This is a genomic window from Bacillus sp. IT-79MI2, from assembly GCF_949768135.1.
GTDB classification, from domain to species: Bacteria; Bacillota; Bacilli; order Bacillales; family Bacillaceae_G; genus Bacillus_A; species Bacillus_A pseudomycoides.
The window spans coordinates 195,981-222,550 of the sequence record NZ_CATKPV010000051.1 but is presented as its reverse complement, the minus strand read 5'-3'; the positions used below and the strand labels follow the sequence as shown (position 1 = coordinate 222,550).

Annotated in this window: 28 protein-coding genes, 1 pseudogene and 1 other annotated feature; of the genes and pseudogenes, 8 read left to right on the top strand and 21 right to left on the bottom strand. The window is 37.0% G+C overall.

Going from position 1 to position 26,570, the window contains the following annotated elements; translation table 11 throughout:
* Window positions 1-164 precede the first annotated feature (164 nt).
* From bioB to ACM6HU_RS07910, 7 genes are all read right to left on the bottom strand, one after another.
* The gene (gene bioB / locus ACM6HU_RS07940; RefSeq protein WP_016116202.1) at window positions 165-1,163 is read right to left on the bottom strand and encodes a biotin synthase BioB; all 999 of its coding nucleotides are present in this window, start codon (window positions 1,161-1,163) and stop codon (window positions 165-167) included.
* Window positions 1,117-1,977, bottom strand: a complete 861-nt coding sequence (gene bioC, locus ACM6HU_RS07935; RefSeq protein ID WP_016116203.1) for a malonyl-ACP O-methyltransferase BioC — start codon at window positions 1,975-1,977, stop codon at window positions 1,117-1,119. The genes bioB and bioC overlap by 47 nt, the downstream gene beginning before the upstream one ends.
* Window positions 1,943-2,683 (bottom strand): alpha/beta fold hydrolase, encoded by a 741-nt coding sequence (locus ACM6HU_RS07930; protein WP_016116204.1) that lies wholly within the window; start codon window positions 2,681-2,683, stop codon window positions 1,943-1,945. Before ACM6HU_RS07930 ends, bioC begins: the two co-directional genes overlap by 35 nt.
* Window positions 2,680-3,867, bottom strand: coding sequence for an 8-amino-7-oxononanoate synthase (bioF, locus tag ACM6HU_RS07925; protein WP_016116205.1), 1,188 nt, complete (start codon window positions 3,865-3,867; stop codon window positions 2,680-2,682). Before bioF ends, ACM6HU_RS07930 begins: the two co-directional genes overlap by 4 nt.
* A complete protein-coding gene (bioD, locus tag ACM6HU_RS07920) occupies window positions 3,833-4,561 on the bottom strand; it encodes a dethiobiotin synthase (RefSeq protein WP_016116206.1) in 729 nt (242 codons plus the stop codon). The genes bioF and bioD overlap by 35 nt, the downstream gene beginning before the upstream one ends.
* A complete protein-coding gene (bioA, locus tag ACM6HU_RS07915; RefSeq protein WP_098116723.1) occupies window positions 4,561-5,958 on the bottom strand; it encodes an adenosylmethionine--8-amino-7-oxononanoate transaminase in 1,398 nt (465 codons plus the stop codon). Before bioA ends, bioD begins: the two co-directional genes overlap by 1 nt.
* Window positions 5,959-6,071: 113 nt before the next feature.
* Window positions 6,072-6,428: a hypothetical protein gene (locus ACM6HU_RS07910; protein WP_016116208.1), complete on the bottom strand. Its 357-nt coding sequence runs from the start codon at window positions 6,426-6,428 to the stop codon at window positions 6,072-6,074.
* Between the two features lie 144 nt (window positions 6,429-6,572).
* Window positions 6,573-6,794, top strand: a binding site (T-box leader).
* A gap of 257 nt (window positions 6,795-7,051) precedes the next feature.
* Here ACM6HU_RS07910 and nhaC point away from each other — a divergent pair.
* Entirely contained in the window at window positions 7,052-8,425 is a 1,374-nt protein-coding gene (nhaC, locus tag ACM6HU_RS07905; protein WP_414848101.1) for a Na+/H+ antiporter NhaC, read from the top strand.
* Window positions 8,426-8,496: 71 nt separating this feature from the next.
* Here the strand turns inward: nhaC and cpdB are convergent, their stop codons facing one another.
* On the bottom strand, window positions 8,497-10,785 hold the full coding sequence (cpdB, locus tag ACM6HU_RS07900) for a bifunctional 2',3'-cyclic-nucleotide 2'-phosphodiesterase/3'-nucleotidase (protein WP_016116210.1): 2,289 nt from the start codon (window positions 10,783-10,785) through the stop codon (window positions 8,497-8,499).
* A 296-nt stretch (window positions 10,786-11,081) separates the two neighbouring features.
* On the opposite strand from cpdB, the gene ACM6HU_RS07895 reads away from it, so the two are divergent.
* Together ACM6HU_RS07895 and ACM6HU_RS07890 are read left to right on the top strand one after the other, a co-directional pair.
* Window positions 11,082-11,852, top strand: a complete 771-nt coding sequence (locus tag ACM6HU_RS07895) for a GDSL-type esterase/lipase family protein (protein ID WP_016116211.1) — start codon at window positions 11,082-11,084, stop codon at window positions 11,850-11,852.
* Window positions 11,853-11,924: 72 nt separating this feature from the next.
* A complete protein-coding gene (locus ACM6HU_RS07890) occupies window positions 11,925-12,371 on the top strand; it encodes a MarR family winged helix-turn-helix transcriptional regulator (RefSeq protein WP_016116212.1) in 447 nt (148 codons plus the stop codon).
* Window positions 12,372-12,394: 23 nt separating this feature from the next.
* Here the strand turns inward: ACM6HU_RS07890 and ACM6HU_RS07885 are convergent, their stop codons facing one another.
* The 7 genes from ACM6HU_RS07885 to argC form a co-directional block, all read right to left on the bottom strand.
* Window positions 12,395-12,568, bottom strand: a complete 174-nt coding sequence (locus tag ACM6HU_RS07885) for a hypothetical protein (RefSeq protein ID WP_016116213.1) — start codon at window positions 12,566-12,568, stop codon at window positions 12,395-12,397.
* A 55-nt stretch (window positions 12,569-12,623) separates the two neighbouring features.
* On the bottom strand, window positions 12,624-13,175 hold the full coding sequence (locus ACM6HU_RS07880) for a DUF2062 domain-containing protein (protein ID WP_003200118.1): 552 nt from the start codon (window positions 13,173-13,175) through the stop codon (window positions 12,624-12,626).
* A gap of 167 nt (window positions 13,176-13,342) precedes the next feature.
* On the bottom strand, window positions 13,343-14,293 hold the full coding sequence (argF, locus tag ACM6HU_RS07875) for an ornithine carbamoyltransferase (RefSeq protein ID WP_414848100.1): 951 nt from the start codon (window positions 14,291-14,293) through the stop codon (window positions 13,343-13,345).
* Between the two features lie 12 nt (window positions 14,294-14,305).
* The gene (locus ACM6HU_RS07870; RefSeq protein WP_033671447.1) at window positions 14,306-15,466 is read right to left on the bottom strand and encodes an acetylornithine transaminase; all 1,161 of its coding nucleotides are present in this window, start codon (window positions 15,464-15,466) and stop codon (window positions 14,306-14,308) included.
* On the bottom strand, window positions 15,463-16,230 hold the full coding sequence (gene argB, locus ACM6HU_RS07865; RefSeq protein WP_016116216.1) for an acetylglutamate kinase: 768 nt from the start codon (window positions 16,228-16,230) through the stop codon (window positions 15,463-15,465). Before argB ends, ACM6HU_RS07870 begins: the two co-directional genes overlap by 4 nt.
* An 11-nt stretch (window positions 16,231-16,241) precedes the next feature.
* Window positions 16,242-17,465 (bottom strand): bifunctional glutamate N-acetyltransferase/amino-acid acetyltransferase ArgJ, encoded by a 1,224-nt coding sequence (gene argJ / locus ACM6HU_RS07860; protein WP_016116217.1) that lies wholly within the window; start codon window positions 17,463-17,465, stop codon window positions 16,242-16,244.
* A gap of 12 nt (window positions 17,466-17,477) precedes the next feature.
* Entirely contained in the window at window positions 17,478-18,515 is a 1,038-nt protein-coding gene (argC, locus tag ACM6HU_RS07855) for an N-acetyl-gamma-glutamyl-phosphate reductase (protein ID WP_016116218.1), read from the bottom strand.
* 225 nt (window positions 18,516-18,740) lie between these two features.
* On the opposite strand from argC, the gene ACM6HU_RS07850 reads away from it, so the two are divergent.
* Window positions 18,741-18,926, top strand: a complete 186-nt coding sequence (locus ACM6HU_RS07850; protein WP_016116219.1) for a YqzH family protein — start codon at window positions 18,741-18,743, stop codon at window positions 18,924-18,926.
* Between the two features lie 29 nt (window positions 18,927-18,955).
* On the opposite strand, the gene ACM6HU_RS07845 is transcribed toward ACM6HU_RS07850, so the two are convergent.
* Both ACM6HU_RS07845 and ACM6HU_RS07840 read right to left on the bottom strand, forming a co-directional pair.
* Window positions 18,956-19,750 (bottom strand): SDR family NAD(P)-dependent oxidoreductase, encoded by a 795-nt coding sequence (locus tag ACM6HU_RS07845; protein ID WP_016116220.1) that lies wholly within the window; start codon window positions 19,748-19,750, stop codon window positions 18,956-18,958.
* Window positions 19,751-19,759: 9 nt separating this feature from the next.
* The gene (locus ACM6HU_RS07840) at window positions 19,760-20,713 is read right to left on the bottom strand and encodes an MBL fold metallo-hydrolase (RefSeq protein ID WP_016116221.1); all 954 of its coding nucleotides are present in this window, start codon (window positions 20,711-20,713) and stop codon (window positions 19,760-19,762) included.
* A 166-nt stretch (window positions 20,714-20,879) separates the two neighbouring features.
* Between ACM6HU_RS07840 and proI the strand changes: the two genes are divergently transcribed.
* Window positions 20,880-21,719, top strand: coding sequence for a pyrroline-5-carboxylate reductase ProI (gene proI, locus ACM6HU_RS07835; RefSeq protein ID WP_016116222.1), 840 nt, complete (start codon window positions 20,880-20,882; stop codon window positions 21,717-21,719).
* A 57-nt stretch (window positions 21,720-21,776) separates the two neighbouring features.
* Here proI and sdaAA read toward each other — a convergent pair whose 3' ends face one another.
* The 4 genes from sdaAA to rnz all read right to left on the bottom strand — a co-directional run bounded on the left by sdaAA (window position 21,777) and on the right by rnz (window position 25,200).
* Window positions 21,777-22,655: an L-serine ammonia-lyase, iron-sulfur-dependent, subunit alpha gene (gene sdaAA, locus ACM6HU_RS07830; protein WP_016116223.1), complete on the bottom strand. Its 879-nt coding sequence runs from the start codon at window positions 22,653-22,655 to the stop codon at window positions 21,777-21,779.
* A gap of 18 nt (window positions 22,656-22,673) precedes the next feature.
* Window positions 22,674-23,333 (bottom strand): L-serine ammonia-lyase, iron-sulfur-dependent subunit beta, encoded by a 660-nt coding sequence (gene sdaAB, locus ACM6HU_RS07825; protein ID WP_016116224.1) that lies wholly within the window; start codon window positions 23,331-23,333, stop codon window positions 22,674-22,676.
* 48 nt (window positions 23,334-23,381) lie between these two features.
* Window positions 23,382-23,810, bottom strand: a complete 429-nt coding sequence (locus tag ACM6HU_RS07820) for a PTS sugar transporter subunit IIC (RefSeq protein WP_016116225.1) — start codon at window positions 23,808-23,810, stop codon at window positions 23,382-23,384.
* Between the two features lie 466 nt (window positions 23,811-24,276).
* Window positions 24,277-25,200: a ribonuclease Z gene (gene rnz, locus ACM6HU_RS07815; protein ID WP_016116226.1), complete on the bottom strand. Its 924-nt coding sequence runs from the start codon at window positions 25,198-25,200 to the stop codon at window positions 24,277-24,279.
* Between the two features lie 188 nt (window positions 25,201-25,388).
* On the opposite strand from rnz, the gene ACM6HU_RS07810 reads away from it, so the two are divergent.
* The 3 genes and pseudogenes from ACM6HU_RS07810 to ACM6HU_RS07800 all read left to right on the top strand — a co-directional run.
* A complete protein-coding gene (locus ACM6HU_RS07810) occupies window positions 25,389-25,640 on the top strand; it encodes a DUF3932 family protein (protein WP_003200148.1) in 252 nt (83 codons plus the stop codon).
* Between the two features lie 289 nt (window positions 25,641-25,929).
* Window positions 25,930-26,454, top strand: coding sequence for a YhcN/YlaJ family sporulation lipoprotein (locus ACM6HU_RS07805; protein WP_414848099.1), 525 nt, complete (start codon window positions 25,930-25,932; stop codon window positions 26,452-26,454).
* Window positions 26,454-26,558 (top strand): annotated as a pseudogene (locus ACM6HU_RS07800) (MgtC/SapB family protein); the annotation flags it as partial. The gene ACM6HU_RS07805 and the pseudogene ACM6HU_RS07800, both read left to right, overlap by 1 nt.
* Between the last annotated feature and the right edge of the window lie 12 nt (window positions 26,559-26,570).

Here is a 26,570-nt window from a genome sequence, read left to right as displayed (position 1 = left end):
ATTTACAATAAAATTTCACGAAAGACTACATTCATAAAGCTACAATCAATTTTTATCCATCGCTTAATTAAGTAACATCGTTCAAAACTTGCATGAAAAAATGGCTGTTTTGTATAAACTTTATTCGATTATTCTAATCTACAAAGGAGCTTTCCCCCTCATTTTCACAGCGCACATTCCTCAATCTCAAACCCTAAATCTTCAATCATATTCCAATCTGCTGTTGGCTCTTGCCCCTCTGTTGTTAAATAATCACCAACAAAGATTGAATTCGCTGCGAATAAGCCAAGCGGCTGCACAGAGCGCAAATTAATTTCGCGGCCACCGGAAATTCGAATTTCTTTTGATGGATTGACAAATCGCATCATCGCTAGTACTTTTAAACATTCTACTGGTGTTAATTCTTTCTGTCCTTCAAGCGGTGTTCCTTTTACAGCAACAAGGAAGTTACATGGAATAGAATCCGCATCTATACGGTGTAATTCAAGCGCAATTTCAACGCGCTGCTCTTTCGTTTCCCCCATTCCAAAAATCGCACCAGAACATGGGGAAATACCCACTTGCTTTGCTTTTTCTACTGTATCTACACGATCATCATACGTATGTGTTGAGCAAATGCTATCATAATTGTTTGCATGTGTATTTAAGTTATGGTTATAACGGTGAACACCTGCTTCTGCTAAGCGTCCTGCTTGATCCTCATTTAAAAAACCTAAGCAGCAGCAAATTTTTAAATCCGTTGTTTCACGGATTTCTTTCACTGCACCGATAACATGATTTACTTCTTTATCAGTTGGACGACGACCAGATGCAACAATACAGTATGTACCCGCTTTACGGCGAATTGCTTCGTGTGCACCTTCAATAATTTTTTCCTGTGTTAACCATGCATACTTATCGATTGGTGCCTCTGAAACGATAGACTGTGAGCAATACCCACAATCTTCTGGGCATAATCCAGATTTCGTATTAATAATCATATTTAATTTTACTTTTTTACCAAAATGATGATGACGTATGATATAAGCTGCATTCATAATGTCTAATACTTCTGTATCATCTGCTTCTAAAATAGCTATCGCTTCTTCTTTCGTTATACTTCTGCCCTCTACTACTTCAGATGCAATTTGCTTCCAATCTACTTTTGTTTGTACTTGTTTCATTTCTTCTCTTCCCCTCTTTTTCAATATACGCAAATAAAGCATGGTACGTTGCTACAATTTCCCCTTCTTCCGTGAAATCTTTTTCGTATATGCGGAGCATAGTTCGAAAGATAGAAGGGCTTTGACAGTAAGATTCCGCATTGCTATTCGTCGCGCCTACTTTCCGAATCGATTGCAGAAACTCACGAACTGCAGCAAACTTCTCTATGTAACATGTTTCAGAAACATGTACATCTCCTGTTACACTTTCACATACATCTTGCAGCTGTTCTCTCGTTAAAAAATATTGTCCAACAGATGCATCATTTTGCATATTCCTTTCTTCTTTAGCACTTTGAAATGCCGTATGAAGTTCTTGAAATGTTTGCTCTCCAAATGTTGAAAATAACAACAAGCCATCCTCAAATAAATGATGATGATATAAACGTTTCACCGTTGTTTGCAAATCGTTTAGCCATTGAAATGTTGCACTTGAAATAATGACATCAAATGACTCACTTAATGTAAGATATTCAATATCTTCACACCGAAATGTCACAGATTCCACGTGATTTCTCGTTTTCGCAACAGCAATCATACTTTCAGCAAAATCAATTGCAGTAATTGCTGCATTTGGAAAGGAAACAGCTAATTGCTCAGTCAAATAGCCTGTGCCACATCCGAGTTCTAAAATACGGATGGACGACATCTTGTGATAGTGTCTTTTCATTATAGAAAGTAATTGTTGCGCCATCTTTTTTTGTACACTTGCATATTGATCATAGGATACAGCTGCCCCATTAAATCGTTTTTGTAATAACGTTTTGTTGATCATTTTGTATCACCTCTACAAACTGGATGATTTCATTTGCGCAATATTCGGAATCTGTTACACAAAGTGCATGCCCAGCTCCATTTATTACTTTAAGCGCCCCATTCGTATTTTCTTGTATATAGCGAGCAGCAGATAGTGGACATATCGCATCCTGTTCTCCATGAAGAAGCAATACCGGCATCTTTACATACTTTAACTGACTTCTCATATCCATCTCTATTAAATAATCAAGTCCCAGCTGTAAAGATTCAATGGAATCACCTTGAAAACGCTCTGCAATGTCTTCAAATTGTTCACTATCTTTTATCTCTTGTTTTGTAAACATACTTTTATAGAAACGCTCCAATGTGTCGTCCTTTCGCTTCACTAAACTTCTTTTCATCCGCTCTACAAAAGGAAGTTTCCATCCACTCTCGTAATTTTCATCCACTGTAAATTTTGCTGTACCACCTATTAAAATCAACCCTTTTACCCGCACTCTATCACATGCTCGAAGGGCAGCTAATGCACCAAGTGACCATCCAATCAAAATCACATCCTGCCCTCTTGCAGCTTCTGCTACTCGTTCTGCAAACTCACTAAGTTCTTTTACACCACGCCATTCAACATGCCAGACAGAATATTCCTGAAAATATGGAAGTAATGGATCCCATACTTGTTTTTCCATCCCCCATCCAGGAATGAAAATAAGCTCGGGCTGTTTCATCTCATTCCCCCCTCTTCTTTACCAATTCGAATGATTTGCTCAATAGCCCATTGTAAGTCAGCTTTTGTATGTTCAGATGTAACTGCGAATCGAATTCGCGAACTATTATATGGAACAGTTGGTGGCCTGATAGCAATTGCAGCAATTCCTGCCTCCTGCAGTTTTTCACTAAAATGTAGCGTAGCTTCATTCGACGCCACAATAATTGGTACTATATGTGTTGAACTATCACCAATATTGAAACCAACTTCTTCTAAAGCATTGCGGAAATAAGCTCCATTTTCTAAGAGCCGCTGCCGTCTTCCCTCATCTTTCTTCACAATTTCAATTGCACATTTCATTGCGCCAAGTGTCCCTGGCGGTAATGCTGTTGTAAAAATGAAACTCCTCATCGTATTTTTCATATAATCAATGCAAGGTGCATCGCCCGCTAAATAAGCACCATAACATCCTAGCGCTTTACTAAACGTTCCCATATGAATGTCGATTCCTTCAGAAAGTCCCTGCTCTACATGCGCTAAACCAGCACCATGCCTTCCATATATTCCACCTGCATGTGCTTCATCCACCATCAATAACGCTCCGTATTTTTCTTTCAGCATAATCAACTCTTTTAGATGAGCAACATCTCCATCCATGCTGAAAACCGTGTCTGTTACGATTAACTTTCGCTTTGCGACAGGTGTCATTTGTAATAATTTTTCCAGATGTTCCAAATTATTATGTCGATATCTTTTATGTTCTGCACCGCTAAGCATAATCCCATCAACAATGCTGGCATGATTTAACTTATCGCTAAAAACAATGTCGTGACGCCCAACTAAAGAAGAGATTGCCCCGACATTTGCTGAATATCCACTGTTCACAATGATTGCTTTTTCAGTTTCTTTCCAATCACAAACACTCTGTTCGACCTCTTCATATAGTGCATAATTTCCTACAACAAGTCGTGATGCTGTCGCTCCTACTCCATATTCCTTTGTCGCTACAATAGACGCTTCTTTTAATCGTCTATCTCCCGCCAAGCCTAGATAGTTATTCGAAGCTAAATTCAACATACGTTTTCCATTCCTAATAAGCCATGGTTCTTCAGCTTGCTCAGTCATAACTACATGTCGATATTGTGATTTCTCTTTCAAACGATTTAAACTAGAGTGAAAGTGTAGATTCCACGTTTGATCCATGTTTGACGAACTCCTCTAAATTTGAAATCGTAATATTCTCTTCTGCTGCTCTCAATAATTCTTCACGCGTAAACCCTTCTTGAAGCTCTGGTAGTAAACCCAAAACCGGAATACCACTTAACTCCTCAATCATTTCTTTATTCTCTTGCACACGTTCCTTCTCACATTCCTTACAGCCGGATAAAATAACACCCGCAACTGTTAAACCATGGGCTTTCGCATACGAAATCGTTAAAACGGTATGATTCACAGTACCTAACGCCGGACGCGCGACAATAATAAGTGGTAGTTTTAATTCCTTTGCAAAATCAACCACTAACGCATCTTCCGTATACGGAACAGCAAGACCACCTGCACCTTCTACAAACAAACTATCAAACTCTGTCATTAACTCATTATAATGAGCGGTAATTTGTGCTAGTGTCACATTTCTTCCTGCCCGCTGCATTGCCAGTCTTGGCGCAAGAGGTTCTTCAATAGAATAAGGACAAATTCTATTCGTCTCTGTTATTACTCCTGATGCAACCTTCAATCTAGCTGCATCACCTTCTGGGTTCGAATCGATATGACCACTTTGCAATGGTTTATATACCCCTATGTTATATCCACGATTTCTAAGCACTCCTGCTAATGCACCTGTAACAACTGTTTTTCCAACTTCCGTATCCGTTGCAGTTATAAAAAAGCCGCTCATTATTCTCCCTCCGTAACATCTGCAATTGCTTGATATAAGATGTTCAGCATTTCATCAATCTCATCTATCTGAGATGCTAACGGTGGCATAAATACAATAGTGTTACCAAGTGGGCGTAAAATCATTCCTAGTTCTCTTGATCGCTTACACACTTCCACGCCTACTCGCTCCGTCCACTCAAACGGCTCTTTCGTTTCTTTATTTTTTACAAGTTCAATTCCTACCATCAATCCACACTGACGAATATCTCCAACACGTTTGTATTCATAAAGTGCTTCCAATTGTTTCCCTACATATTCTGCTTTGTATGCAACATCTTTTACTAGATTTGTTTTTTCATAAAGTTCTAAATTAGCAATTGCAACTGCGCAACCTAATGGATTGCCGGTATAACTATGACCATGGAAAAATGTTTTCTGCTCTTCATAGCTACCTAAAAAAGCATCATAAATTTCATCTGTTGTCACAGTAATAGCCAACGGTAAATACCCACCGGTTAAGCCTTTTCCAGCTGTTAAAATATCCGGTGTAACATTTTCATGTTCACAAGCAAACATTTTTCCAGTACGACCAAACCCCGTCGCCACCTCATCTGTAATAAATAAAACATTATATGTTGTACAAAGATCTCGAAGACCTTTTAAATATCCTTTCGGCATTGTAATCATACCGCCTGCACCTTGCATTAACGGCTCTACAATAATCGCTGCAACCTCATCATGTTTTTCTTTTAACAACTCTTCCATTTCTTCCAAATGTTTTTGAACAATTTGTTCTTTGTCATCCCCATAAGGAGAACGATATGTATATGGATATGGCATTTTTATCGCGTCAAATAAGAGCGAACTGTACACTTGGTGAAACAAGTCAATTGCTCCTACTGAAACAGCTCCAATTGTATCTCCGTGATACGCTTCTTTTAATGTAATAAACTTTTGTTTTTTAGATTTTCCTTTATGCTGCCAATATTGAAAAGCCATCTTAATTGCAATTTCAACAGCTGTAGAACCAGAATCTGAATAGAATACTTTTTTCAAACCTTCCGGAACAACTTCAATGATCTTTTCTGCAAGTAAAATCGATGGCACATTGGCAAGTCCTAGCATAGTAGAATGCGCGACTTTATTTAATTGTTCACGAATTGCATTATCTAATTCAGGAACATGATGCCCATGAACATTAAGCCAAATGGATGAAACGCCATCCCAATAACCATTTCCATTTACGTCATATAATTTACGGCCTTCTCCTCGCTCAATAATAACTGGATCTTCCGCTAAATAGTCCTTCATTTGCGTAAATGGATGCCATACGTATGCTTTATTTTTCTCAGCCAACTCTTCATATGTATAGGTTGTTCTTTTACTTGTATTGCTACTAACAGTCACAATTGTCACCCCTAATGTTAACTTTTATATAAATATAGTTAACATTAAAATTAAAATACTGTCAATTATTTTAAAAGGTAAATGTTCTTAAAAAAGAACGACTTATCATAAGATAAGTCGTTTTATTTTCCATGCTGAATCTTTCCGATTTCCAAAATAATCTCTTCGTCTTTTTTCCCATCAGTATCAATTCCAAGTTGTTTTGCATGTTCTATAAGCAGCTCATGACGCTTTTCAAACCTTGCTGTATTTAACTCTTTTTGAATTTCTTTTTCTGTTTTTCCTTCAAGAGAAACACCTAATTTAGCAGCTGTTTTCTCTCTATTCTTTTCTTCTTTGACTTTCTCTAATTCCTTTGTTTCTACTTTTTGCTCAACCTTTAATTTCGGTTGATCTGGTGATGCCGCAAATACTGTATAAATTCCAGCACCTCCACCAAGAACAAGTAAGGTTGTCAAAAGAAATAATTTTTTCTTCATTCATTCCCCTCCTTTCTATTTTCATTATAACGCACAAATAAGAACTTAAAAAAACATTCTCTCGTTATTTTCTTGAAAAAAATAATAAATATATGTATTGACATATTAGATAAATATATGATAAAAATTTAACTAACATCATATGAATCGGCGATGATAGGATTTAGTAGTATTTCGTTTCCTGATTTCAGAGAGCTGGTGGTCGGTGCGAACCAGTACAGAGCGAATTATGAATTACCCCCTGGAGCTTCTTTTACGAAACGTTTGGAGTAGTGAAAGACGGTTATGGACCGTTATTTCTACAGAGTGGTGAAATGAAACTGTTTCACAATTTAGGGTGGTACCGCGATTTTTTTCGTCCCTGCATATACTGCAGGGGCGTTTTTTATTTTCTGTTGGTGCATATTATACGACCCTTTATTTTGTGCTACGTTCATTTCACAAGCTAGGGTGGTACCGCGATTCTTTTCGTCCCTGCATATTTATATGCAGGGACGTTTTTTTATGATGCTAAACAATTACCGGTAATTTGTCGCAAAATTCTAAATTTTAGAAGGAAATATACAATATTGGCGAATTTTATATAAAAAAGAACTATTTTAGATTATTAGGAGGGGCAAACAATGGTTTCAAAAATCGAATCTATTCTTTTAACATTTTTCATCTTTTTCTGTATTGGCTTTAGCGTTATTCAATTAGGAACATCACCACACATTCCAATTTTATTTGGCATTATTGTATTATTAGCATTTGGCTTTATTAAAAAAATCTCTTGGTCTACTATGGAAAAAGGAATGATAAGTAGTATTTCAGCTGGTATTCCATCCATTTTCATTTTCTTACTTGTCGGTGTATTAATTAGCGTTTGGATCGCTGCTGGGACAATTCCAACATTAATGGTATACGGATTCGGGCTTGTATCACCAAAGATTTTCATCCCGACAGTCTTTGTTGTTTGTGCAATTGTCGGAACAAGTATCGGCAGCGCCTTTACAACAGCAGCAACAGTAGGGCTTGCCTTTATGGGAATGGGAACTGCTCTTGGATACGATCCAGCACTTATTGCCGGTGCAATTGTTTCTGGAGCTTTCTTTGGAGATAAGATGTCTCCTTTATCTGATACAACAAACTTAGCTCCTGCTGTAACAGGGGTGGATCTATTTGAACATATTCGTAACATGCTTTGGACAACAATTCCTGCTTTCATTATTGCCTTTATTGCTTTCTTCATTTTAGGAAGCGGGTCTTCAGGAGATGTTGATTTCTCTACTTTTACAAATGCATTAGAAAAGAATACAATCATTTCAATTGTCACACTTATTCCAATTCTATTACTATTCTTATGCGCATTTAAAAAAGTACCAGCTGTTCCAACTTTACTTGCTGGAATTGTAGCTGGAATTATCATCCTCTTTATTTTCAAGCCAAGTACATCACTTACTGATTTAATGAAAATTATGCAAGATGGCTATGTTGCTAAGACGGGTATAAAAGATATTGATAGCTTATTATCACGCGGCGGATTACAAAGTATGCTTATGTCAATTGCACTTATTTTTCTTGCTCTTTCTATGGGTGGGTTACTACAAGGAATGAGCATTATTACTCAGCTTATGAACATTATTGCTAATTTTGTTAAGACAAGTACACGTTTAATTATTTCTACTGCTTCAACAGCAATTGGCGTTAACTTCTTGCTTGGTGAGCAATACTTATCTATCGTTTTAACAGGACAAGCATTTGCTAAAAAATACGATGAAGTCGGTTTAAAGCGTCGTAACTTATCACGAGTATTAGAGGATGCGGGCACAGTTATTAACCCTCTTGTTCCGTGGGGTGTAAGTGGTGTCTTCTTAGCAAATGTACTAAGTGTTCCAACATTTGATTACGTTCCATACTCAATCTTCTGCTTAGCTTGTCCGATTGTTACAATCATCGTTGGATTTACAGGATTTGGTCTTTCCTGGCAGAAAGAAAAGCCTGTTACAGTTTCTTAAATGAAGTATAAAGAAAAAGGGGTTACCGCTATCAGTAACCCCCTTTTTTCTTTATTCCTCTATTTGTGATATTACCTGTTTACTTTTTTTCGTCTAAATAACATAAACACGCCTGCTCCAACAAACGCAAGTCCCGCTCCAATTGTAGAGAAGACACTCGCTCCCGTTTTTGGTAAATCACGATCTACTTCGTTTGTTTCTTTATCTTCACTTACATTTGTAGGTTCTTTCGTATCTTTATTTCCATTGTCAGGATTTGTTTGGGGATCTCCATTGTTTTCTCCGCCTGGTGTTGTTGGGTTACCACCGTTGTTCTCCTCACCTGGTGTTGGCGGTGTGGTTGGTTTGTCTCCATCATTCCCTTCACCTGTCGTTGGTGGCGTGGTTGGTTTGTCTCCATCGTTCTTTTTCGTTAAATCAATTGCATATTTCGCAAACTCATTTTCAGATGGACCAACATAAGAGATTTTCCCATCCTTTGTAATGTACTTTTGCGCATTTGGTGAAGAGTCAAATGTAGTATTTAATTTTTCAGCAACAATTGACTTAAATGTCCAGTTTTGATCTGCTGCCGGGTTAATAACTGGTGTTTCTTTCATATATTTCGTAATGATTTGACGCGTTTCATCTTGAGATTGATATACAACTTCACCTTTACTTACACCAGGGAATGTTTGACTGCTGCCACGATAGTTATTTGTAGCAACAATAAACTCTTGATTATCAGCTATCGGTTTCCCATCATATGATACGTTCACAATACGATTCGCATTTGGATTTACTACTTTTCCATCTTTATCATATTTTGCTGGTTGTGTCACATCAATTTCGTATTTTACGCCATCTAAAATATCAAAGTTATATGTAGGGTAGTTTACATTTACTAACGACTGTTCTTCTGCTTTAGCTGGATCAATTTGATTGAACTGACCTGCAGACATTTCAAGCCATTCTTTTACTTGTGCACCATTTACTTTTACAGCATATAGAGTATTTGGATATACATATAAATCAGCAACGTTTTTAATCGCTAAAGTCCCTGCTGGAATATCAGTATAATAAGTTGCACCATTTCGGCCGCCTGCTTTAAAAGGTGCACCTGCTGATAAGACTGGGATTCCTTTATATTTCTTGTACTGTCCATTTTCTGCAAATAGCTTTTCTACATACCATTTTTGGGCATTCGTAACAAGCTGTACAGATGGATCATCTTGTACAAGTGAAAAATAACTATTAATTGGTGCTGTTGTTTCCCCTACAGGTGTATTTACGTATTTTATCGTTGCTTCATGATCACCTTTTATTTCATCAACTAGTCTTTTATCAGATTCTACTAATGCATTTCCTTTACTATCAGAAATCGGACGAACACTTGGAACCGATTTATCTTTTTGTACTTCCCACTTGCCATTTACCTTTTTCAGTTCCATATCAATAATACCGAGATTACTTCCGAAAACACCTGGCATCACAACTGGAACACCGTTAAACTTGTCCGTTATTACCGTATGTGAGTGTCCCATTAACACTGCATCGACACCAGGAACTTCTGTTGCTAAATAATAGGATGCATTCTCATTCTTCATACCAGGTTTATAATCACTTTTATCGACACCAGAGTGAGCTAATGCAACAATAATATCTGCACCTTCTGCTTTCATCTGCGGTACCATTTTTTTCGCTGTTTGTACAATGTCTTCTGCTTTTACTTTTCCTTCTAAATTCGCTTTATCCCAGCCCATAACTTGTGGTGGTACAAAGCCCATTACACCAATTTTCACTGTTTGTGTTTTGCCAGATTCATCTGTTACTTCTTTTTCAAAAACATGATATGGTTTAAAAGCGTGTTTATCGTTCTCTGGATTATCATCATGATCGTCTATATACACATTTGAGTTAATAACTGGGAACTGCGTTTTACTAGTCGCCTTCTTTAAGTAATCCAAGCCATAGTTAAACTCATGGTTTCCAAGAGAAATGACGTCATACTTCATTAAATTCATTAAACGATATAACGGGTGGACATAGTTTCCATCCAATCCTTTTTGCGCCACATAATCCCCAAGCGGCGTCCCTTGTAGAGCATCCCCATCATCAAATAGTACAGAGTTTTTCGCTTTTGCACGTTCCTCATTTACAAGAGTCGCAGTTTGAACTAAACCAACTTTATTATCTGTTTTCGTTTGATAATAGTCGTAGTTCATTAAGTTAACATGAATATCCGAGGTTTCCAATATTCGTAAATTAACTGTGCTTTCTCCTGCTTGTTCCTCTGCATGAGCAATAGTTGGCATTACTTGTGGTGCGATAACACCTAATGCAAGCGTCGCTCCTGCTAGCGCTTTCTTTGATTTCTTCACAAAAAATCCCCCTTATTAAATTGTCCCTAAAAAAACAATAAAATGAGTTTTTCATCAAACTCTAATAAGGTATTCTCTCTACCTTTATTCTCTTCTTTCCTCATATTAGAGTGACGTATATTCATTTATCTGACATTATCATATCTAACTTACTTTCATATCGTCAATATTTTTTGACATACTTCTACAAATTTTCTGTAAAGCTATTGTAAAATTTCCATAAAGATATAATAAGCCCTTCCATTGCTTATACCGTTGAATATGATACAATTACCAATTACAAGGAGGATGAATTTATGAAAAAAGTCATCTTAATTATTGTTTGTCTCCTCCTTCTAATCATTTCTTATTCGCATTTTGAAAAGAACGATGAGACAACAAAACAAAAAGAAAAATCAGTATCATCTACTTCTCATTGGATTGATAAACAAACAAATGACTCTTTTTATCATCTTGTGTTAGGAGATTCGCTTGCAAAGGGATATGGCTCGACACAAGGAGGGTTTGCCGAATTAGCTTCCAAGCAAATAGAGGAACAAATTCACAAACCGATTAGAGTAGAAAACCTTGGAGTGAACGGACTTACAACAGATCGTCTCGTTCAAAAAATTCAGGCAGAAGAAGTGCAGCAAAAAATTAAAGAAGCAAATATAATTACCATTAATATTGGAGGAAATAATTTATTCCGTTTAAATCGTGATGTAGGTGTTATAGATGGTATTAAAATGTTAAATAAAGAAAAAACTCATTTTGAAGAAGACGTAAAAAACATTGTAAAGACAGTTCGGACTCTCAACCCAAATGCTTTACTCATTCTATCTGAGCTCTATAACCCTCTACAACTCGATGATTCAATTGCTTCTTATGCAGATATGTTTTTAGATGGCTGGAATGATGCGGTTTACTCAATTTCAAAAGCGAATCAACCGTCCATTGTTTTACCAATTCGAAAATTAATACCAAATGATAAAAAAGAATTACTGTACGATCAAGTACATCCAAATGATAAAGGTTATGAAATTATTGCCAACGCGTTTACTAAACAAGTTCTATCCTACAAATATTAAAACAAAAACGAACAATTCTATTTTTATACGGTACCTTTTTTTGTTACAATGATAATGGAAGGGGGCCTTTATATGGAATCACGCGAATGGGAACGTATTGTTGATCATCTTCTTTCGTTAGTGCCTCTTTTTTATCGCAAATTTATGCTTCCTGGAGAGTTTTCTTCACAAAGGCACATGCCACCGTCACATACACAGGTGTTACTGCTATTGCATGAACGTGGCACATTAGCAGTGTCAGAAATCGGAAAGCGATTAGCGATTTCAAGGCCCAACATGACACCTCTATTAAATAAATTGATTCAAGAAGAACTTATAGAGCGTCATTACAGCGAAAAAGATCGACGAGTCATTTTAATTTCTCTAACACTAGAAGGGAAATCGTTAGTAAATCAATATCAACAATTCATTTTAGACAAACTAAAAGAAAACTTTCAAACATTATCGGAAAGCGATCGTGAACAACTCATTCACTCGCTTCAAACGATTCAAAATTTAATTTTGAAAACAAACGTATAAAGCTGCTTCCAAAGGAAGCAGCTTTATGATTCATAATAGTTTCCATAATATACATTTGAATACGGCCATGTTGTTAAGTATGGTTTTTGCTCCGGAGAAGGCTGCGCTTGCTGATATGCTTCAAACTGTTGCCTTGTATAAGGAACAGGATAATAATGCACATATGAGTATGCTTGAGGTACATAGTAATAATACATTCATTCTCCCTCCTTTTTTAAGCATATTCAAGGCGGAAAATGAATGTGACATTCTTTATATTTGTACAAGTGGTTCTCTCGCGCGTTTTTTTCTTTTTTTCAAACGTAACTTACGGTTCTTTTCATATAAATAATGCACAACAAAATAAGATATTACTCCAAATACAACCCCGAAAATTGTCATCCCAATTAATACATATACTTCACTCTGTAATAAGCTCTTTAACATAATAAAAATATTACTCGAGAAAAGATCAGATATTGTATATGGTTTATGCTGAATTACCTTTATTTCAAATGGATATAAAGTTTTCCCTAATGCATATGCAAACGGAAACAAAATTACCGGAAGAAATGATATTTTTCCGATAATATTACCAATAACCGCTGCTGGAAAGGATCCCTTTGCTAAGCGTACAATTGGATAAAAAATAAGATAAACAAGTGACGCTGTATAAATCACCAACATTTCTAAAGCAAATCCAATCGCAAATCCACGTGACACTTTCTTCGCTCCTTCTGGCGAACGGAGCAACTTATAATAATGAAATTTCAGCACTCTCCAAATACGTTGAAAAAATGAATATGTTTTTTTACCTGTTTGCACAATTATCATCTCTTTAATAGTTTTTTCTCTTCGTAGTATGAACTTAATACTACGACACAAACAACCCTATTTAACTTCACTTATACTAACTTCATCTTATTATAAATGATACAAAGAACATTCACCAAATATACATCAGACATTTCGTAACAAAAAAACCTTCCCGATTAGGAAGGTTTTTTGATGTTTTGAAGCAGACTTACCAATAATGCTTTTTGAGCGTGCAATCGATTCCCTGCTTGCTCAAAGACAACAGAATGCGATCCATCTATAATTTCTCCTGTTACTTCCTCTTCACGATGAGCGGGTAAACAATGTAAGAAGCGATACGTTGCTTTCGCATGCTGAACAAGTTTTTCGTTCACTTGAAACGGTTGAAATAATTGGTATTTCCCTTCCGTATCTTCTTGCCCCATGCTCATCCAAACATCGGTATAGATAAAGTCAGCACCTTTCACTGCCAACTCCGGATCATTCAAAACTTCAATATTTGCTCCCGTCTCATTTGCAATTTCTAGCGCACGCTTTACAATTTGTTCATTCGGTTCATACCCTGGGGGAGTCGCCACTGTCATATGCATACCGACTTTTGCACTTGCTAGCAGTAAAGAGTGACATACATTATTTCCATCCCCTAGGTAAGCAAGTTTAATCCCTTTAAATGTATGAACTTCTTCATAAATTCTCATCAAATCAGCTAATGCCTGACACGGATGATGATCATCTGTCAATCCATTAATAACAGGAATACTTGCTTCTTTCGCAAGCTCCTCTACATCTGCGTGCGAGAATGTACGAATCATAATTCCATCAATATAATGAGATAATACTTTTGCTGTGTCTGAAACACTTTCTCCTCTGCCAAGTTGCATTTCTTTTCCACTTAGAAACATTCCATGTCCACCGAGTTGTACCATTCCTGCTTCGAAAGAAACACGCGTACGAGTTGAATGTTTATCAAAAATTAACCCTAATATTTTCCCTTCTAATAAAGGTTCATGCTTCTCTTTTTTTAAATACATTGCAAATTCAATTAGCGCAATTATCTCCTCTTGCGTCAGTTCTTCTAATGTTAAAAGATCTTTCGTTTGTAATTTCGGTACTTGTATAGTTGACATAGAATTTCCCCCTTATAATATTGGTGATTTTTGTGTACAAATCACTCTTTTTATCATATTTACTGCTTCGTCTATTTCTTCATTCGTTACAATGAGTGGTGGTAAAAGTCGCAAAACATTCGTTCCAGCTTGCAATACAAGAAGCCCCTCTTTTTCTAACTGTTCTATAATGAATGTGACGTCACACTTACAAACGACTCCAATCATAAGTCCTCTCCCTCGAATATCAGTAATCCATTGAACATCAAGTAATTCTTTCTTTAATTTTTGCAGGAAGTATTCTCCCTTTTCTTTTACTTCTTGTAAAAATGAAGGTTGTTTTATAATTTGTAGTACTTCTTTTGCTGCTGTCATTGCAATGTAATTTCCGCCAAATGTTGAACCATGAGTCCCCGCTGAAAAAGCAGTCATAAGCTCTTTCTTTCCAAGCATTGCCCCAACCGGGATCCCATTTCCAAGCGCCTTTGCCGCTGTAACGATATCTGGGGATGTTCCGGTCTGTTCATAAGCAAACAACGTTCCCGTTCTTCCCATACCTGTTTGCACCTCGTCGATTATATAAAGAGCACCATATTGTCTACATAACTTCTCAATCTCTTGCAAAAAGGAAATATCAGCAGGTAAGACGCCACCCTCACCTTGAACAACTTCCACCATAACTGCAGCTACTTCTTCATTCATTGTCTCCCTGAGCGCGGCTATATCATTAAAGAGAATATGTGAAAAAGATGGAAGAAGTGGACCAAATCCCTTTTTTACTTTCTCTTGCCCCGTTGCGCTCATCGTTCCAAATGTTCTTCCATGGAAAGATTGCTGGAATGTTAAAACAAGAGATTTCCCCGTATGCTTCCGCGCTAATTTAAGCGCTGCTTCATTGGCTTCTGCCCCGCTATTACAAAAAAACACGTAATCTAACTCACGCCCCTCTGTTAGCAATTCAGCTACCTTTTCTTGTACCTTGTGCGAAAAAAGATTTGATATATGCCAAATTTCCTGTAATTGCTTTTTTACTGCTTCTACAAGTACAGGATGACAATGTCCTAAATTACATACAGCAATTCCAGAAGTAAAATCTAAATACTTTTCCCCACTTTCATCTATCACTTTTGTTCCGGTTCCTTGAACAATTTCAACACTGCGTCTCCCATATGTCGGAAATATATGACTACTCATACGATATTCACCCCTTTTGTTACCGTCGTTCCAACCCACTCCCCTGATGTTCCTACAAAATGTTTTGTACCATTTACAATGCTGACATGCTCGACTCCCATCTGTATTGAGGTGAGAGCAGCCTGTACTTTCGGAATCATCCCCCCTGTAATAACTTCTTTTTCTATCAGACGTAGGATCTCAGCTTCATCCGCTTTCGTTAACAACTTCCCTTCGAACAATATCCCATCTACATCCGTAATAAAAATAAGTTCTTTCGCCCCCAGCGTAGCTGCAATTCCAGCTGCGGCTGTATCTGCATTTATGTTATAAACCTGGTTTCCTCTTACCCCAATTGGAGCAATAACCGGAATATAATTCAAATCTAGTAACCCTTTTAATAGTGAAGCCTCTACACCACTAACTTCACCAACATATCCAATATCCTCATCAAGAGGCTGAACTTGAAGTAATTTCCCATCACAACCAGAGATTCCGATTGCATGCAAGCCATGCTTTTGAAAATTCATCACCATTTTTTTATTCGTGCTTCCGCATAAAACCATTTGAACAACATTCATCACTTCTTTTGTTGTCACACGTAACCCATTCTTCTTTTCAATTGGAATATTAAATCGCTTTAGCTTTGCATCAATTTCTGGTCCACCGCCATGAACAACAATAACTTGATATTTTTTCTTCAGCTGCTCTATACATTCAAAAAACACATGGTCTAAACGTTCTAGCATACTCCCACCGCATTTTACTACGATATACTCGCTCATCTTCTCTCTCCTTACGTACGATAACAAGCATTTATTTTCACATAGTCATAGCTTAAGTCGCAGCCCCAAGCTCTTCCTTTCTCCCCTCCAAGGTGCAAATGAGCATCAATAACAATTTCAGATTCCTTTAATTTTTGTTTCATTTCCTCTTGAGAAAAAGCTTGTAGCTCGCTGCTTTGTAAAACAGAAATAGACTGAACAGCAATATCAACAGCGATAGGATCAATAACAACTCCACTTTGACCAATCGCACTAATAATGCGGCCCCAATTTGCATCTTCACCATACATTGCAGTTTTCACAAGACTTGAGCCAACAATTTGTTTCGCAATCTTATTCCCTTCTTCTACTGTTCGTGCTCCGTATACATTTACTTCAACTAACTTAGTAGCACCTTCACCATCTTTAGCAATTTGCTTCGCTAAGTCCTCACATACCTTTTGCAAAGCAAACATAAACTTCTCCCACTCCGTATGATTCGTATGAATAGCAGTTGTTCCTGATAACCCACTTGCCATTACAACGACCATATCATTTGTAGATGTATCACCGTCCACAGTAATTTGATTAAATGTATGATTCGTAACTTGTGATAATGCTAGCTGGAGTGCTTCTTGTTCTATATTTACATCTGTTGTAATAAAGCTAAGCATCGTTGCCATATTCGGATGAATCATACCAGAACCTTTTGCTGCCCCTGCAATCATCACTTCTTTTCCTTCAATCATAAACTGATAGCATGATTGCTTTATAACAAGATCCGTTGTTAATATCGCTTCATAAAAGGAAGCTGCCTTCTCTTTTTCTTTCGATGGTACGAGATAGGAAATACCAGTACGAATTGCTTCCATTGGTAAAGAAACTCCAATGACACCTGTTGAAGCAACTGCCACATGATTTTCTTTTACCTGGAATTGTTTCGCAGCCAACGTTTTCATTTCATACGCATCTTGTAACCCCTGTACACCTGTACATGCATTTGCATTTCCGCTATTTACAACAATTGCTTGTAGCTTTCCTTCCACAGCTATACTTTCTTTTGTAACTTGTACTGGCGCAGCTTGAAATTGATTTGTTGTATAAACAGCTCCGCAATTAGCAGGAACATCACAAACAATTGCTCCCATATCTTTTTTCCCTTTTTTCAACCCAACCTGGGTACCAATCGCTGCAAAACCTTGTGGCGTTACAATTGATCCACTTGCAACTTTTATAATAGAATCTGTTCCAATCATCATTCTTCCCCCTTATGGATAGAGCGGCATATATTGTAATCCCGCCGTTTCCTCCAGACCTGCTAATAAGTTTGCATTTTGAATTGCTTGCCCAGCTGCTCCTTTCATCATATTGTCGATAACGGAAACAACTGTAATACGTCCTGTTCGTTCATCATAAGCCGCTCCAATGTCACAATAATTTGAACCCCTTACTTCTTTTGGACTTGGAAACTCTCCTTTAGAACGGATACGAACAAAAGGAGCATGACAATACGTTTCTTCATATAACTTCTCTAATATCTGTGCATGGATATCTCGTTTTGCTTTTGCATAGAGAGTAACCATAATCCCTCTCGATATCGGAATTAAATGTGTACTAAATGTAATTGGTTTCGCCTGTTTATTCCACTCACCAAGCATTTGTTCAATCTCTGGAACATGCTGGTGCTCATTCACTTTATAAATATGGAAATTATCATACAGCTCTGGAAAATGAGTCATTGTTGTCGGTGTTTTTCCCGCTCCTGACACCCCTGATTTCGCATCGATAATAAGTGAGTCTTCCTCTATCATCCCGCCCCGCATTAATGGCGCAGCTGCTAGTAGTGCCGCTGTTGCAAAACATCCTGGATTTGCAACCAATTCCGTTTCCTTAATAGCCAACTTTTTCCATTCACTTAATCCATACACTGCCTTTTGAAGAATTTCTTCCTTTGCAGCGGGCCTTTTATACCATGTTTCATATGTACAAGGATTCAACATACGAAAATCACCTGATAAATCAATAACTTTTAAACCAGACGCTAGCAAGCGTGGCGTTATATGCGCCGAAACCCCTGCCGGTGTCGCTAAAAATACAATACTAGCCTCCTTCGCTATTACATCCACGTCGATTTCTTGTAACGTATGGACAATAAAATTTTGTAAGTGCGGATATACATTTGTTATTCGTTCCCCTACTTGTGAAAAAGAATGGACAGATGTAATCGAAAAATATGGATGATGATGTAACAACCTTATTAACTCAATTCCTCCATATCCAGTTGCTCCAATAATCGCGACTTTCATATGCTCCTCCTTATATCGATTCTTTAAATTAAATATGATTATAATATTGTATATTTATAGAGTCAATTAAATATTTATTAATTTTAAAACTTTTAAAAACGTAATTTTTCTAGAAAAACAATAATTATAAATGAATTTTTATACACCTTTGATGTGTGCTAGTATTTTTTCTATACTTCAAGTACAATAAAAACAATACATTTATACATGCAAGCGAGGAAAAACATGAATGAAAAATTAATTGAAAAGATGTTGATAAAAAGTTTTCGGCAATATCAATGTAAACCTATTTCAAAAGAGGATCAGGAAACTTTAATTCAAAGTGTCCAAACAACCATTGGTTCGGAACCTGATATCGATGTATATGAAGCAATTGAGGATATTGTTTATGAATATATTACGGGAAAATAAAAAACAGGAGATTTCCAAATGGAAATCTCCTATTTTTTACTTAATGATTTACCTGCTATACGTTCAAAAAAACCTGGAAATAACGCAAAAAATTTTGGTCCAACACTCATCCATTTTGGCAAATTCACTTCACGCTTTTTCGTTTGCATCGCTTTTACAATTTGCTCTGCTACGTATGTTGGCTTTAACATGTAACGTCCCATATTTTTTACATATGTACCTGATTGATCAGCAATATCAAAAAAGTTTGTGTCAATTGGCCCTGGATTAATCGCTGTTACATGAATATTTGTATTTGAGAGCTCCATGCGTAAGCTATTCGTAAATCCTAATACTGCATGTTTGCTTGCTGCATACGCACTAGATTTTGGCGTTGCAATTTTCCCTGCTAACGAAGCAATATTAATGATTTGTCCACTATTTCTCTCTAACATATGAGGTAATACCGCTTTCGTACAAGCTACTAATCCAAATACATTGACCTGAAACATATCTTTCACTTCAGTCATGGACGCTTCTTCAAACGTTTTGAAAATACCAAAACCAGCATTGTTTACCAATATATCAATCTGCCCTGCATCCTTTAATATTCTTGCAAAAACAGTATCAATCTCTACTTCTTCACTTACATCTAATACGTAATAATAGCAAGGCGTATTGTAAGTCGCTTTAATCTTTCCAGCTAATACTCGTAGTTTTTCTTCTGTCCGCGCTATTAATACAGGAATCGCGCCCTCTGCTGCAACTTGCATCGCAACTTGTTCTCCAATTCCACTAGAAGCTCCTGTAATGACGATTACTTTTTCTTGTAAACGTCCCGTCATCGCTGTCACCTACTTTGCATAATAAATCAATTGTGGCGACGATTCATCAATCATCACTTGTTGATTATATGCTAAAAAGTCCAATTGTCCAACTGTTTCCGAAATCGTAAGTGGCAATTGCTCTTTATATAATACAGGGAATAATTTCACACATACTTCGAAGGCTGTCATCGGTTTTTCTTTTAATAATTCTAACACTTTGAAAGCACGTGTTTCTTGTTTTTGCAACCTTCCCTCTATCAGCTCTTTCACATTCACAATGTCTTCTCCATGACCTGATAAAATGCGTGAAATCTTCATGTTACTTAAACGTTTTAATGTTTGATTATATTGTAGTAAAGGTCGCGCTCGCTCTGTCTGTCCTTCATATGGCGGTTCTAGTATCGGATTGGAGGAAATATGACTGATTAAAGCATCCCCACCAATTAATAGTCCATCACGCTCCCTGTATAACGAAATATGAGTCGAAGCATGCCCTGGTGTTTCAATAACTGTAAACTCAGGTAACGCTTCAATACTGTCTCCCTCTCGTACAGTATGTGTTAACGATCTATTACAAGAATATTTAAGTGTTTTCGTCGTAAGTAATGCTTCATCCTTCAAAAATGCTTCTGGAACTCCGAACTGTAATGCGGCTTCTTTAAAAAATTGTTGATAACGTTTCAAAAATTGAGAATCCTGCGTAATCCACGGCTCATTCCAAGGATGGCCTACAATATTTGTCTTCTCAGAAAATGTATTTAAAAGCCCACAATGATCAGCATGATGATGTGTAATCACTACTGTTTCAATGTCTTCTATCCTATATCCTAAAGTCCTTAATTGTTTTTCTAATGCTGCCCTGGCCTCTTTTGTATTTGTCCCTGTATCAATTAATGTTAATGATTCTCCCTTTACTAAAAACACATTAACTGTCTCAACTGCAAATGGAACAGGAATCTCCATTCGATGAATTGTTACCATGTTTATGCCCCCCGTCTCTCTCCGGTTCAAAAATGAATCCCTCTTCAGTTTACAACTTCTTTAAAAATTTGTCATTATTTTCAGATAAAAAGAAGGTGTTTTCTATAATAAAACGAATGTATGTAAATTTATAAGTTTTTCTTACAAAAATTAAGGAGGCTTCATCATGTCTATTCAAAATATTTCCTTTCTAGGTGCCGGATCTATAGCTGAAGCAATCATCGCCGGTTTATTAGATGCGAAGGTTGTAACGGGTAAACAAATTACAGTAAGTAACCGCTCAAATGAAACAAGATTACAGGAATTACATACAAAATACGGTGTCAAAGGAACACATAACAAAGAAGAACTACTTGCTCATGCAGATATTATTTTCCTTGCAATGAAGCCAAAAGACGTCGCAGAAGCACTTCAACCTATAAAAAAATATATAACGAATAATCAACTCGTTATTTCATTATTAGCAGGTGTTTCTACAAGTTCTATTACAAGCCTGCTTCAAAAAAATGTTCCGATTATCCGAGCAATGCCAAATACATCAGCCGCTATTTTAAAATCAGCCACAGCTATTTCTCCATCCTTGCATGCAACAGAGCAGCACATTTACATTGCTAAATCTTTATTTGAAACAATTGGCCTTGTTTCAGTGGTGGAAGAAGAACATATGCATGCTGTTACTGCACTATCTGGGAGTGGCCCTGCGTACGTGTATTACGTAGTTGAAGCAATGGAAGAAGCCGCAAAACAGATCGGCTTAGAAGAGTCTGTGGCTAAATCACTTATTTTGCAAACAATGATTGGTGCCGCTGAAATGCTTAAGGCTAATACTAAGCACCCTTCTATCTTACGAAAAGAAATCACCTCTCCTGGTGGAACGACAGAAGCTGGGATCGAGGTTCTTCAAAGTTTTAATTTTCAACAAGCACTCGTCGCATGTATTACACAAGCTACAAAACGATCACATGAACTTGGAAAAACATTAGAACAATTAACAAACGAAAAATAATAAACGGAGCTCAGAAAATAGATCTGAGCTCCGTTCTTTTATCACGATTGTCTTCTCTTATTTGCTACTCTTTCCAAAAATCTCTTCTTGAAGGCGACGCCCTGTTGGTGTTGCTGCTAGTCCACCTTCAGCTGTCTCACGAAGTGCAACTGGCATTGTTTGCCCAATTCTAAACATCGCTTCAATAACTTCATCGCATGGAATTGTACTTGTTACACCAGCTAGTGATAAATCCGCTGCAATCATAGCATTTGAAGCACCTGCTGCATTACGTTTTACACAAGGTACTTCTACAAGTCCAGCAACTGGATCACATACTAACCCTAGCATATTTTTTAAAGCAATCGCCATCGCTGTAGCTGCTTGCTCTTGTGTTCCTCCAGCCATTTCAACAGCTGCCGCTGCTGCCATTCCACTTGCTGAACCAACCTCAGCTTGACAACCTCCAGCTGCACCTGAAATGCAAGCATTATTGGCAACAACCATCCCAAATGCTCCTGCTGTAAATAAAAATTCAATCATTTCTTCACGTGTTGGCTGTAATTTTTCTTTGAGCGCAAATAGTACGCCTGGTACAGTCCCAGCTGATCCAGCTGTTGGTGTTGCACAAATGATTCCCATTGCTGCATTTACTTCGTTTGTTGCAACCGCTTTGCTCACTGCATCCAACATCGTATGCCCAGATAAACCTTTTCCGCTCTTCATATACTCTTGTACTTTCACCGCATCTCCGCCAGTTAAACCAGTCGGTGATTTCACACCTTTAATACCACGCTCTACCGCTTGTTCCATCACGACTAAGTTTTTCTCCATGCCTGCAAGTACTTCTTCACGAGAGATACTTCTTGTCTTCATTTCACATTGAATCATTATTTCTGCAATTTTTACATTCTGTTCTTTAGCTTGCGCCACTAGTTCCGCTGCGTTCCGAAACATGGTGTGTCCCCCCTGCAATTAATCCATAATAGTTACTTGACAAATATTAGATTGTCCTTTAATTTCTTCGATAACTTCATCTGCCAACAATTCATCTGTTTCAATGACCATAAGCGCTCTTCTTCCTTTTTCCTTACGTGAAACACTCATCGTACTAATATTAATTTCATGTTTGGCAAGTATAGAAGCTACAGATGCAATCGCTCCAAAGCGATCATTATTTACAATAAGAAGTGCCGGACTTGTTCCTGATAGTTGTAAATCAAACCCATTTAATTCCACCACTTCAATCTTTCCACCACCAATTGAACAAGCGACCACTTCAATCTCCTCTTCTCCTTTATACAAACGAATTCTCGCTGTATTCGGATGTGGTGCATTCGCTTCTTCTTCAATAAAGTCCACTTCAATCCCACGCTCTTTTGCAATTTCTAGCGCACTTGGGATACGTGTATCATCTGTTTCAAATCCTAGTATACCACCAATCAATGCTACATCTGTTCCATGACCACGATATGTTTTTGCAAACGAGCCATATAACGAAATCGTAACTCTTTTTGGTTCATGACGGAAAAGTTGACGAGCAACTTGCCCCATTCTTGCTGCACCTGCTGTATGTGAACTGGACGGCCCAATCATAACTGGACCGATAATATCAAATACTGAGCGATATTTCATCATGATTCCCCCTAAATCTTTTATAAAAAATTGCTTACTACTATTCTATTAAGCTGCCGATTCTGTTGCCTTTCCTCCCGTACCACGAATTTGCTCCGCTGTACGAATTGGATAGTTTTTGAATAGAAGTGAGCCAATATATCCTGCAATAATACCAGACACCATAATACATAAGAAACATAGCGTTACTTTCATCGGATCATTAAAACCATACATAACCATAAGTCCGGCAATCGCACCAGCAATAAATCCTGGTAGCAATCCAAATTTTAACACAGAAGCCCCTACAAGCATAGCATAAACAGGTGATACCCCCATTGCTAACGCAACAAGAGTTGCACCAGCTACTCTGCCTAGACTACCTGCTGATTCTCCAACTTCTTTTAAAAACGGTATTCCAATTAAATCCCCACCAACATATAGCTGAAATGCTTCAACTAAGAAACTTGCAACTGCAGCATTTGCTAGAGCTCCCATTGCCTTTATACCATTCGGTGCTTTGAAACTAAAGAGTGAAAAAAGACTGAGTACAAATAATAATAATACGGTTCCCTTAATAATCTCTAGGATGCCCTCTCTCTTTTAGTCAATTTCGTTTCGTTACGAAAAATGGCTAAAATGCACGCTGTAACTCACGACGAATTGTAATTTGCCTTCATTATAGCTTGTTTTTTATGAAACGCTTACTTTTGTTGAATTTTAAAATTTCTGAATTGATTATTTTTTACTTCTCTTGTATTAACAATAAGACAAACTACCTATATAACAGTTTTTCAAAATGACCGATGTTTTGTGTTTTTCTCATATCCATCTGAAAATCTTAAAATCCCTGTATTAGTTCATATAGATATCAAATGATAACAGTTCCAACTATCTTGTAGAGAAAAAAATTTTATAAAAAATAAAACAATGGCAAACTTATGTTGCCATTGTTTGTAAAATGTTATCGTTCTACTGGAAAACATTTCAAATCCATAGCTATTTCTGTATTTGCAAACAACAACTGAGCTTCTTGTAACAATTCCTTATATGTATCTGCTTGATAACGCGAACTAATGTGAGTCAATATTAACCGTTTCACATTCGCTTGCAATGCAATACTTGCTGCCTGTTCTGTTGTTGAGTGAAAATAATCATGTGCCTGGATTTCATCTGCTGCTGCAAATGTTGCCTCATGTACAAGTATATCTGCATCTTGCGCAAGGATTCTACTTGCTTCACAATAACGTGTATCTCCTAAAATCGTAATGATTCTTCCTTTTTGAGGTGGACCAATAAAGTCTTTTCCGTGTAAAACCCTTCCATCCTCTAATTCAACTACTTCACCGTCTTTTAAACGTTTAAAGATTGGCCCTGGTTTTACGCCAGCTTCTAGCAGCTTCTCAACAAGGAGATGCCCTTGTATGTCTTTCTCAACGATTCGGTATCCAAAACATTCAACTCCATGTGACAACCTCTTCGTTTCTACATGAAATTGCTTGTCTTCAAAAACAATACCCTCCTCAGTAATTTCTACAATTTTAAGTGGATATTTAACATGTGTTGTACTCACCGATAATGCGACTTCAATGAATTGCTTAATCCCTTTTGGTCCGTATACTGTTAATGGAGTTGTTCCTCCTTGAAAGGAACGACTTCCTAATAAACCAGGTAACCCAAAAATATGATCTCCATGCAAATGTGTAATAAATATTTTTTCAATGCGACGTGGACGCACTGATGTATGTAAAATTTGATGTTGTGTTGCTTCACCACAGTCAAATAACCACGTTTCACCTCGTTCTTCTAACAACTGCAAAGCGATTGCCGAAACATTTCTTCCTTTTGAAGGGACGCCTGCACCAGTTCCTAAAAATACAAATTCCACTTTCTTTCCTCCAGCTCTTTATAGAATCTATCTTTCATCTTACGGAATGTTATTTCAAATGGCAAATGAATTTCTATGAACTATTCATCTAGACAACTATATTAAACGAACGTTAACGATCAAAAAATAGCAATCGTTCGTGTTTTATAGTAAAATAATTGTATTACAAATAAAGGGAGCGTTTAACTATGAAAGAAGTATTTCGTTTACAAACTGATTTTTCATCTTCATTTGATCGCTGGGTAAGTTCTTTCGTGTCTGATCACCCAGCACCACTAGAATGGACGACTTTAAAAGAGTTAATTCATGAATACACCACATCGCATACAAATCGAACTTTACCGGAATACATTTCTTCATCTATCACATATTATGCACAACGTATTTCAACAACAAACAATTCAGAGATTGTGATTTATGAAAATCCTTCCATCTCATAATCTATAAAGTGAAACTTTAATCAGTGTGGCTTCATCCCCCACTGATTATTAGCCCTCACCAACCGGGCTTTTACGGACAGTTGATCCCAATCTAGCTTTTTTGCTTTCACTGAAATTTGAGATGGGGGTCTTACTGCCTGCAAATAACGGGATAAAAATAAAAAAGCATCGAAAATCGATGCTTTTTTTGTTTTTATAAAATATACAAAATATCATCCCCTTTTTACTATGAATAATAAATGGCCAACTGGTCATTTTAAAAACATAGTATTGTAAAGGAGAGATATCATTGAAAAAATTAAAGATGTTTTCAATCATTTTTTTGGCAATTATTTCATTGCTTGGATGTGCAGGAAAGCAAAAGGAGAAAGCATTGGATAATCGCGAAAACAATGGCGTACAAAATGTTACATACGAAGGAAACAACACTAACCTTCAAAGAGTAAAAAATAATACGAACGGTGTCACGAACAATGAAACACGACTGCACATAGCAAATAAAGCGGCAGATCGAATCATTGAACTAGAAGAAATAGACAAGGCAAATGTAATCGTCACAAATAGAAATGCCTATGTTGCAGTTGTTTTACGTGAAAATGTAAAAGGACAAATCACAAAGCAATTAGAAAAGAAAGTTGCAGATCAAGTTAGAGCTACCGACCCAGATATTCGTCATGTATTTGTATCTTCAAATCCTGATTTTGTAGATCGAATGAGAGACTATGCGGACAAAATTAACCAAGGTAAACCAGTAACAGGGTTATTTGAAGAATTTACCGAAACCGTTCGAAGAGTATTTCCTAATTCTCGGTAACAAATCAAACAGCCTTAATCGAGAAAGTAGTAAGTCGAATGCTTTTGGAATCTGGAGTAACGACTGCAGGTTGGAAAACTTCATTAGATTTAGAAGCGAGTTAAATATAAAAAGTG

Coding starts and splice junctions, on each gene's coding strand:
- bioB (WP_016116202.1), bottom strand. CDS start 1,163: ATGAAACAAGTACAAACAAAAGTAGATTGGAAGCAAATTGCATCTGAA.
- bioC (WP_016116203.1), bottom strand. CDS start 1,977: ATGATCAACAAAACGTTATTACAAAAACGATTTAATGGGGCAGCTGTA.
- ACM6HU_RS07930 (WP_016116204.1), bottom strand. CDS start 2,683: ATGAAACAGCCCGAGCTTATTTTCATTCCTGGATGGGGGATGGAAAAA.
- bioF (WP_016116205.1), bottom strand. CDS start 3,867: ATGGATCAAACGTGGAATCTACACTTTCACTCTAGTTTAAATCGTTTG.
- bioD (WP_016116206.1), bottom strand. CDS start 4,561: ATGAGCGGCTTTTTTATAACTGCAACGGATACGGAAGTTGGAAAAACA.
- ACM6HU_RS07910 (WP_016116208.1), bottom strand. CDS start 6,428: ATGAAGAAAAAATTATTTCTTTTGACAACCTTACTTGTTCTTGGTGGA.
- nhaC (WP_414848101.1), top strand. CDS start 7,052: ATGGTTTCAAAAATCGAATCTATTCTTTTAACATTTTTCATCTTTTTC.
- ACM6HU_RS07895 (WP_016116211.1), top strand. CDS start 11,082: ATGAAAAAAGTCATCTTAATTATTGTTTGTCTCCTCCTTCTAATCATT.
- ACM6HU_RS07890 (WP_016116212.1), top strand. CDS start 11,925: ATGGAATCACGCGAATGGGAACGTATTGTTGATCATCTTCTTTCGTTA.
- ACM6HU_RS07885 (WP_016116213.1), bottom strand. CDS start 12,568: ATGTATTATTACTATGTACCTCAAGCATACTCATATGTGCATTATTAT.
- argF (WP_414848100.1), bottom strand. CDS start 14,293: ATGTCAACTATACAAGTACCGAAATTACAAACGAAAGATCTTTTAACA.
- ACM6HU_RS07870 (WP_033671447.1), bottom strand. CDS start 15,466: ATGAGTAGTCATATATTTCCGACATATGGGAGACGCAGTGTTGAAATT.
- argB (WP_016116216.1), bottom strand. CDS start 16,230: ATGAGCGAGTATATCGTAGTAAAATGCGGTGGGAGTATGCTAGAACGT.
- argJ (WP_016116217.1), bottom strand. CDS start 17,465: ATGATTGGAACAGATTCTATTATAAAAGTTGCAAGTGGATCAATTGTA.
- argC (WP_016116218.1), bottom strand. CDS start 18,515: ATGAAAGTCGCGATTATTGGAGCAACTGGATATGGAGGAATTGAGTTA.
- ACM6HU_RS07850 (WP_016116219.1), top strand. CDS start 18,741: ATGAATGAAAAATTAATTGAAAAGATGTTGATAAAAAGTTTTCGGCAA.
- ACM6HU_RS07845 (WP_016116220.1), bottom strand. CDS start 19,750: ATGACGGGACGTTTACAAGAAAAAGTAATCGTCATTACAGGAGCTTCT.
- ACM6HU_RS07840 (WP_016116221.1), bottom strand. CDS start 20,713: ATGGTAACAATTCATCGAATGGAGATTCCTGTTCCATTTGCAGTTGAG.
- proI (WP_016116222.1), top strand. CDS start 20,880: ATGTCTATTCAAAATATTTCCTTTCTAGGTGCCGGATCTATAGCTGAA.
- sdaAA (WP_016116223.1), bottom strand. CDS start 22,655: ATGTTTCGGAACGCAGCGGAACTAGTGGCGCAAGCTAAAGAACAGAAT.
- sdaAB (WP_016116224.1), bottom strand. CDS start 23,333: ATGAAATATCGCTCAGTATTTGATATTATCGGTCCAGTTATGATTGGG.
- ACM6HU_RS07820 (WP_016116225.1), bottom strand. CDS start 23,810: ATGGGAGCTCTAGCAAATGCTGCAGTTGCAAGTTTCTTAGTTGAAGCA.
- ACM6HU_RS07810 (WP_003200148.1), top strand. CDS start 25,389: ATGAAAGAAGTATTTCGTTTACAAACTGATTTTTCATCTTCATTTGAT.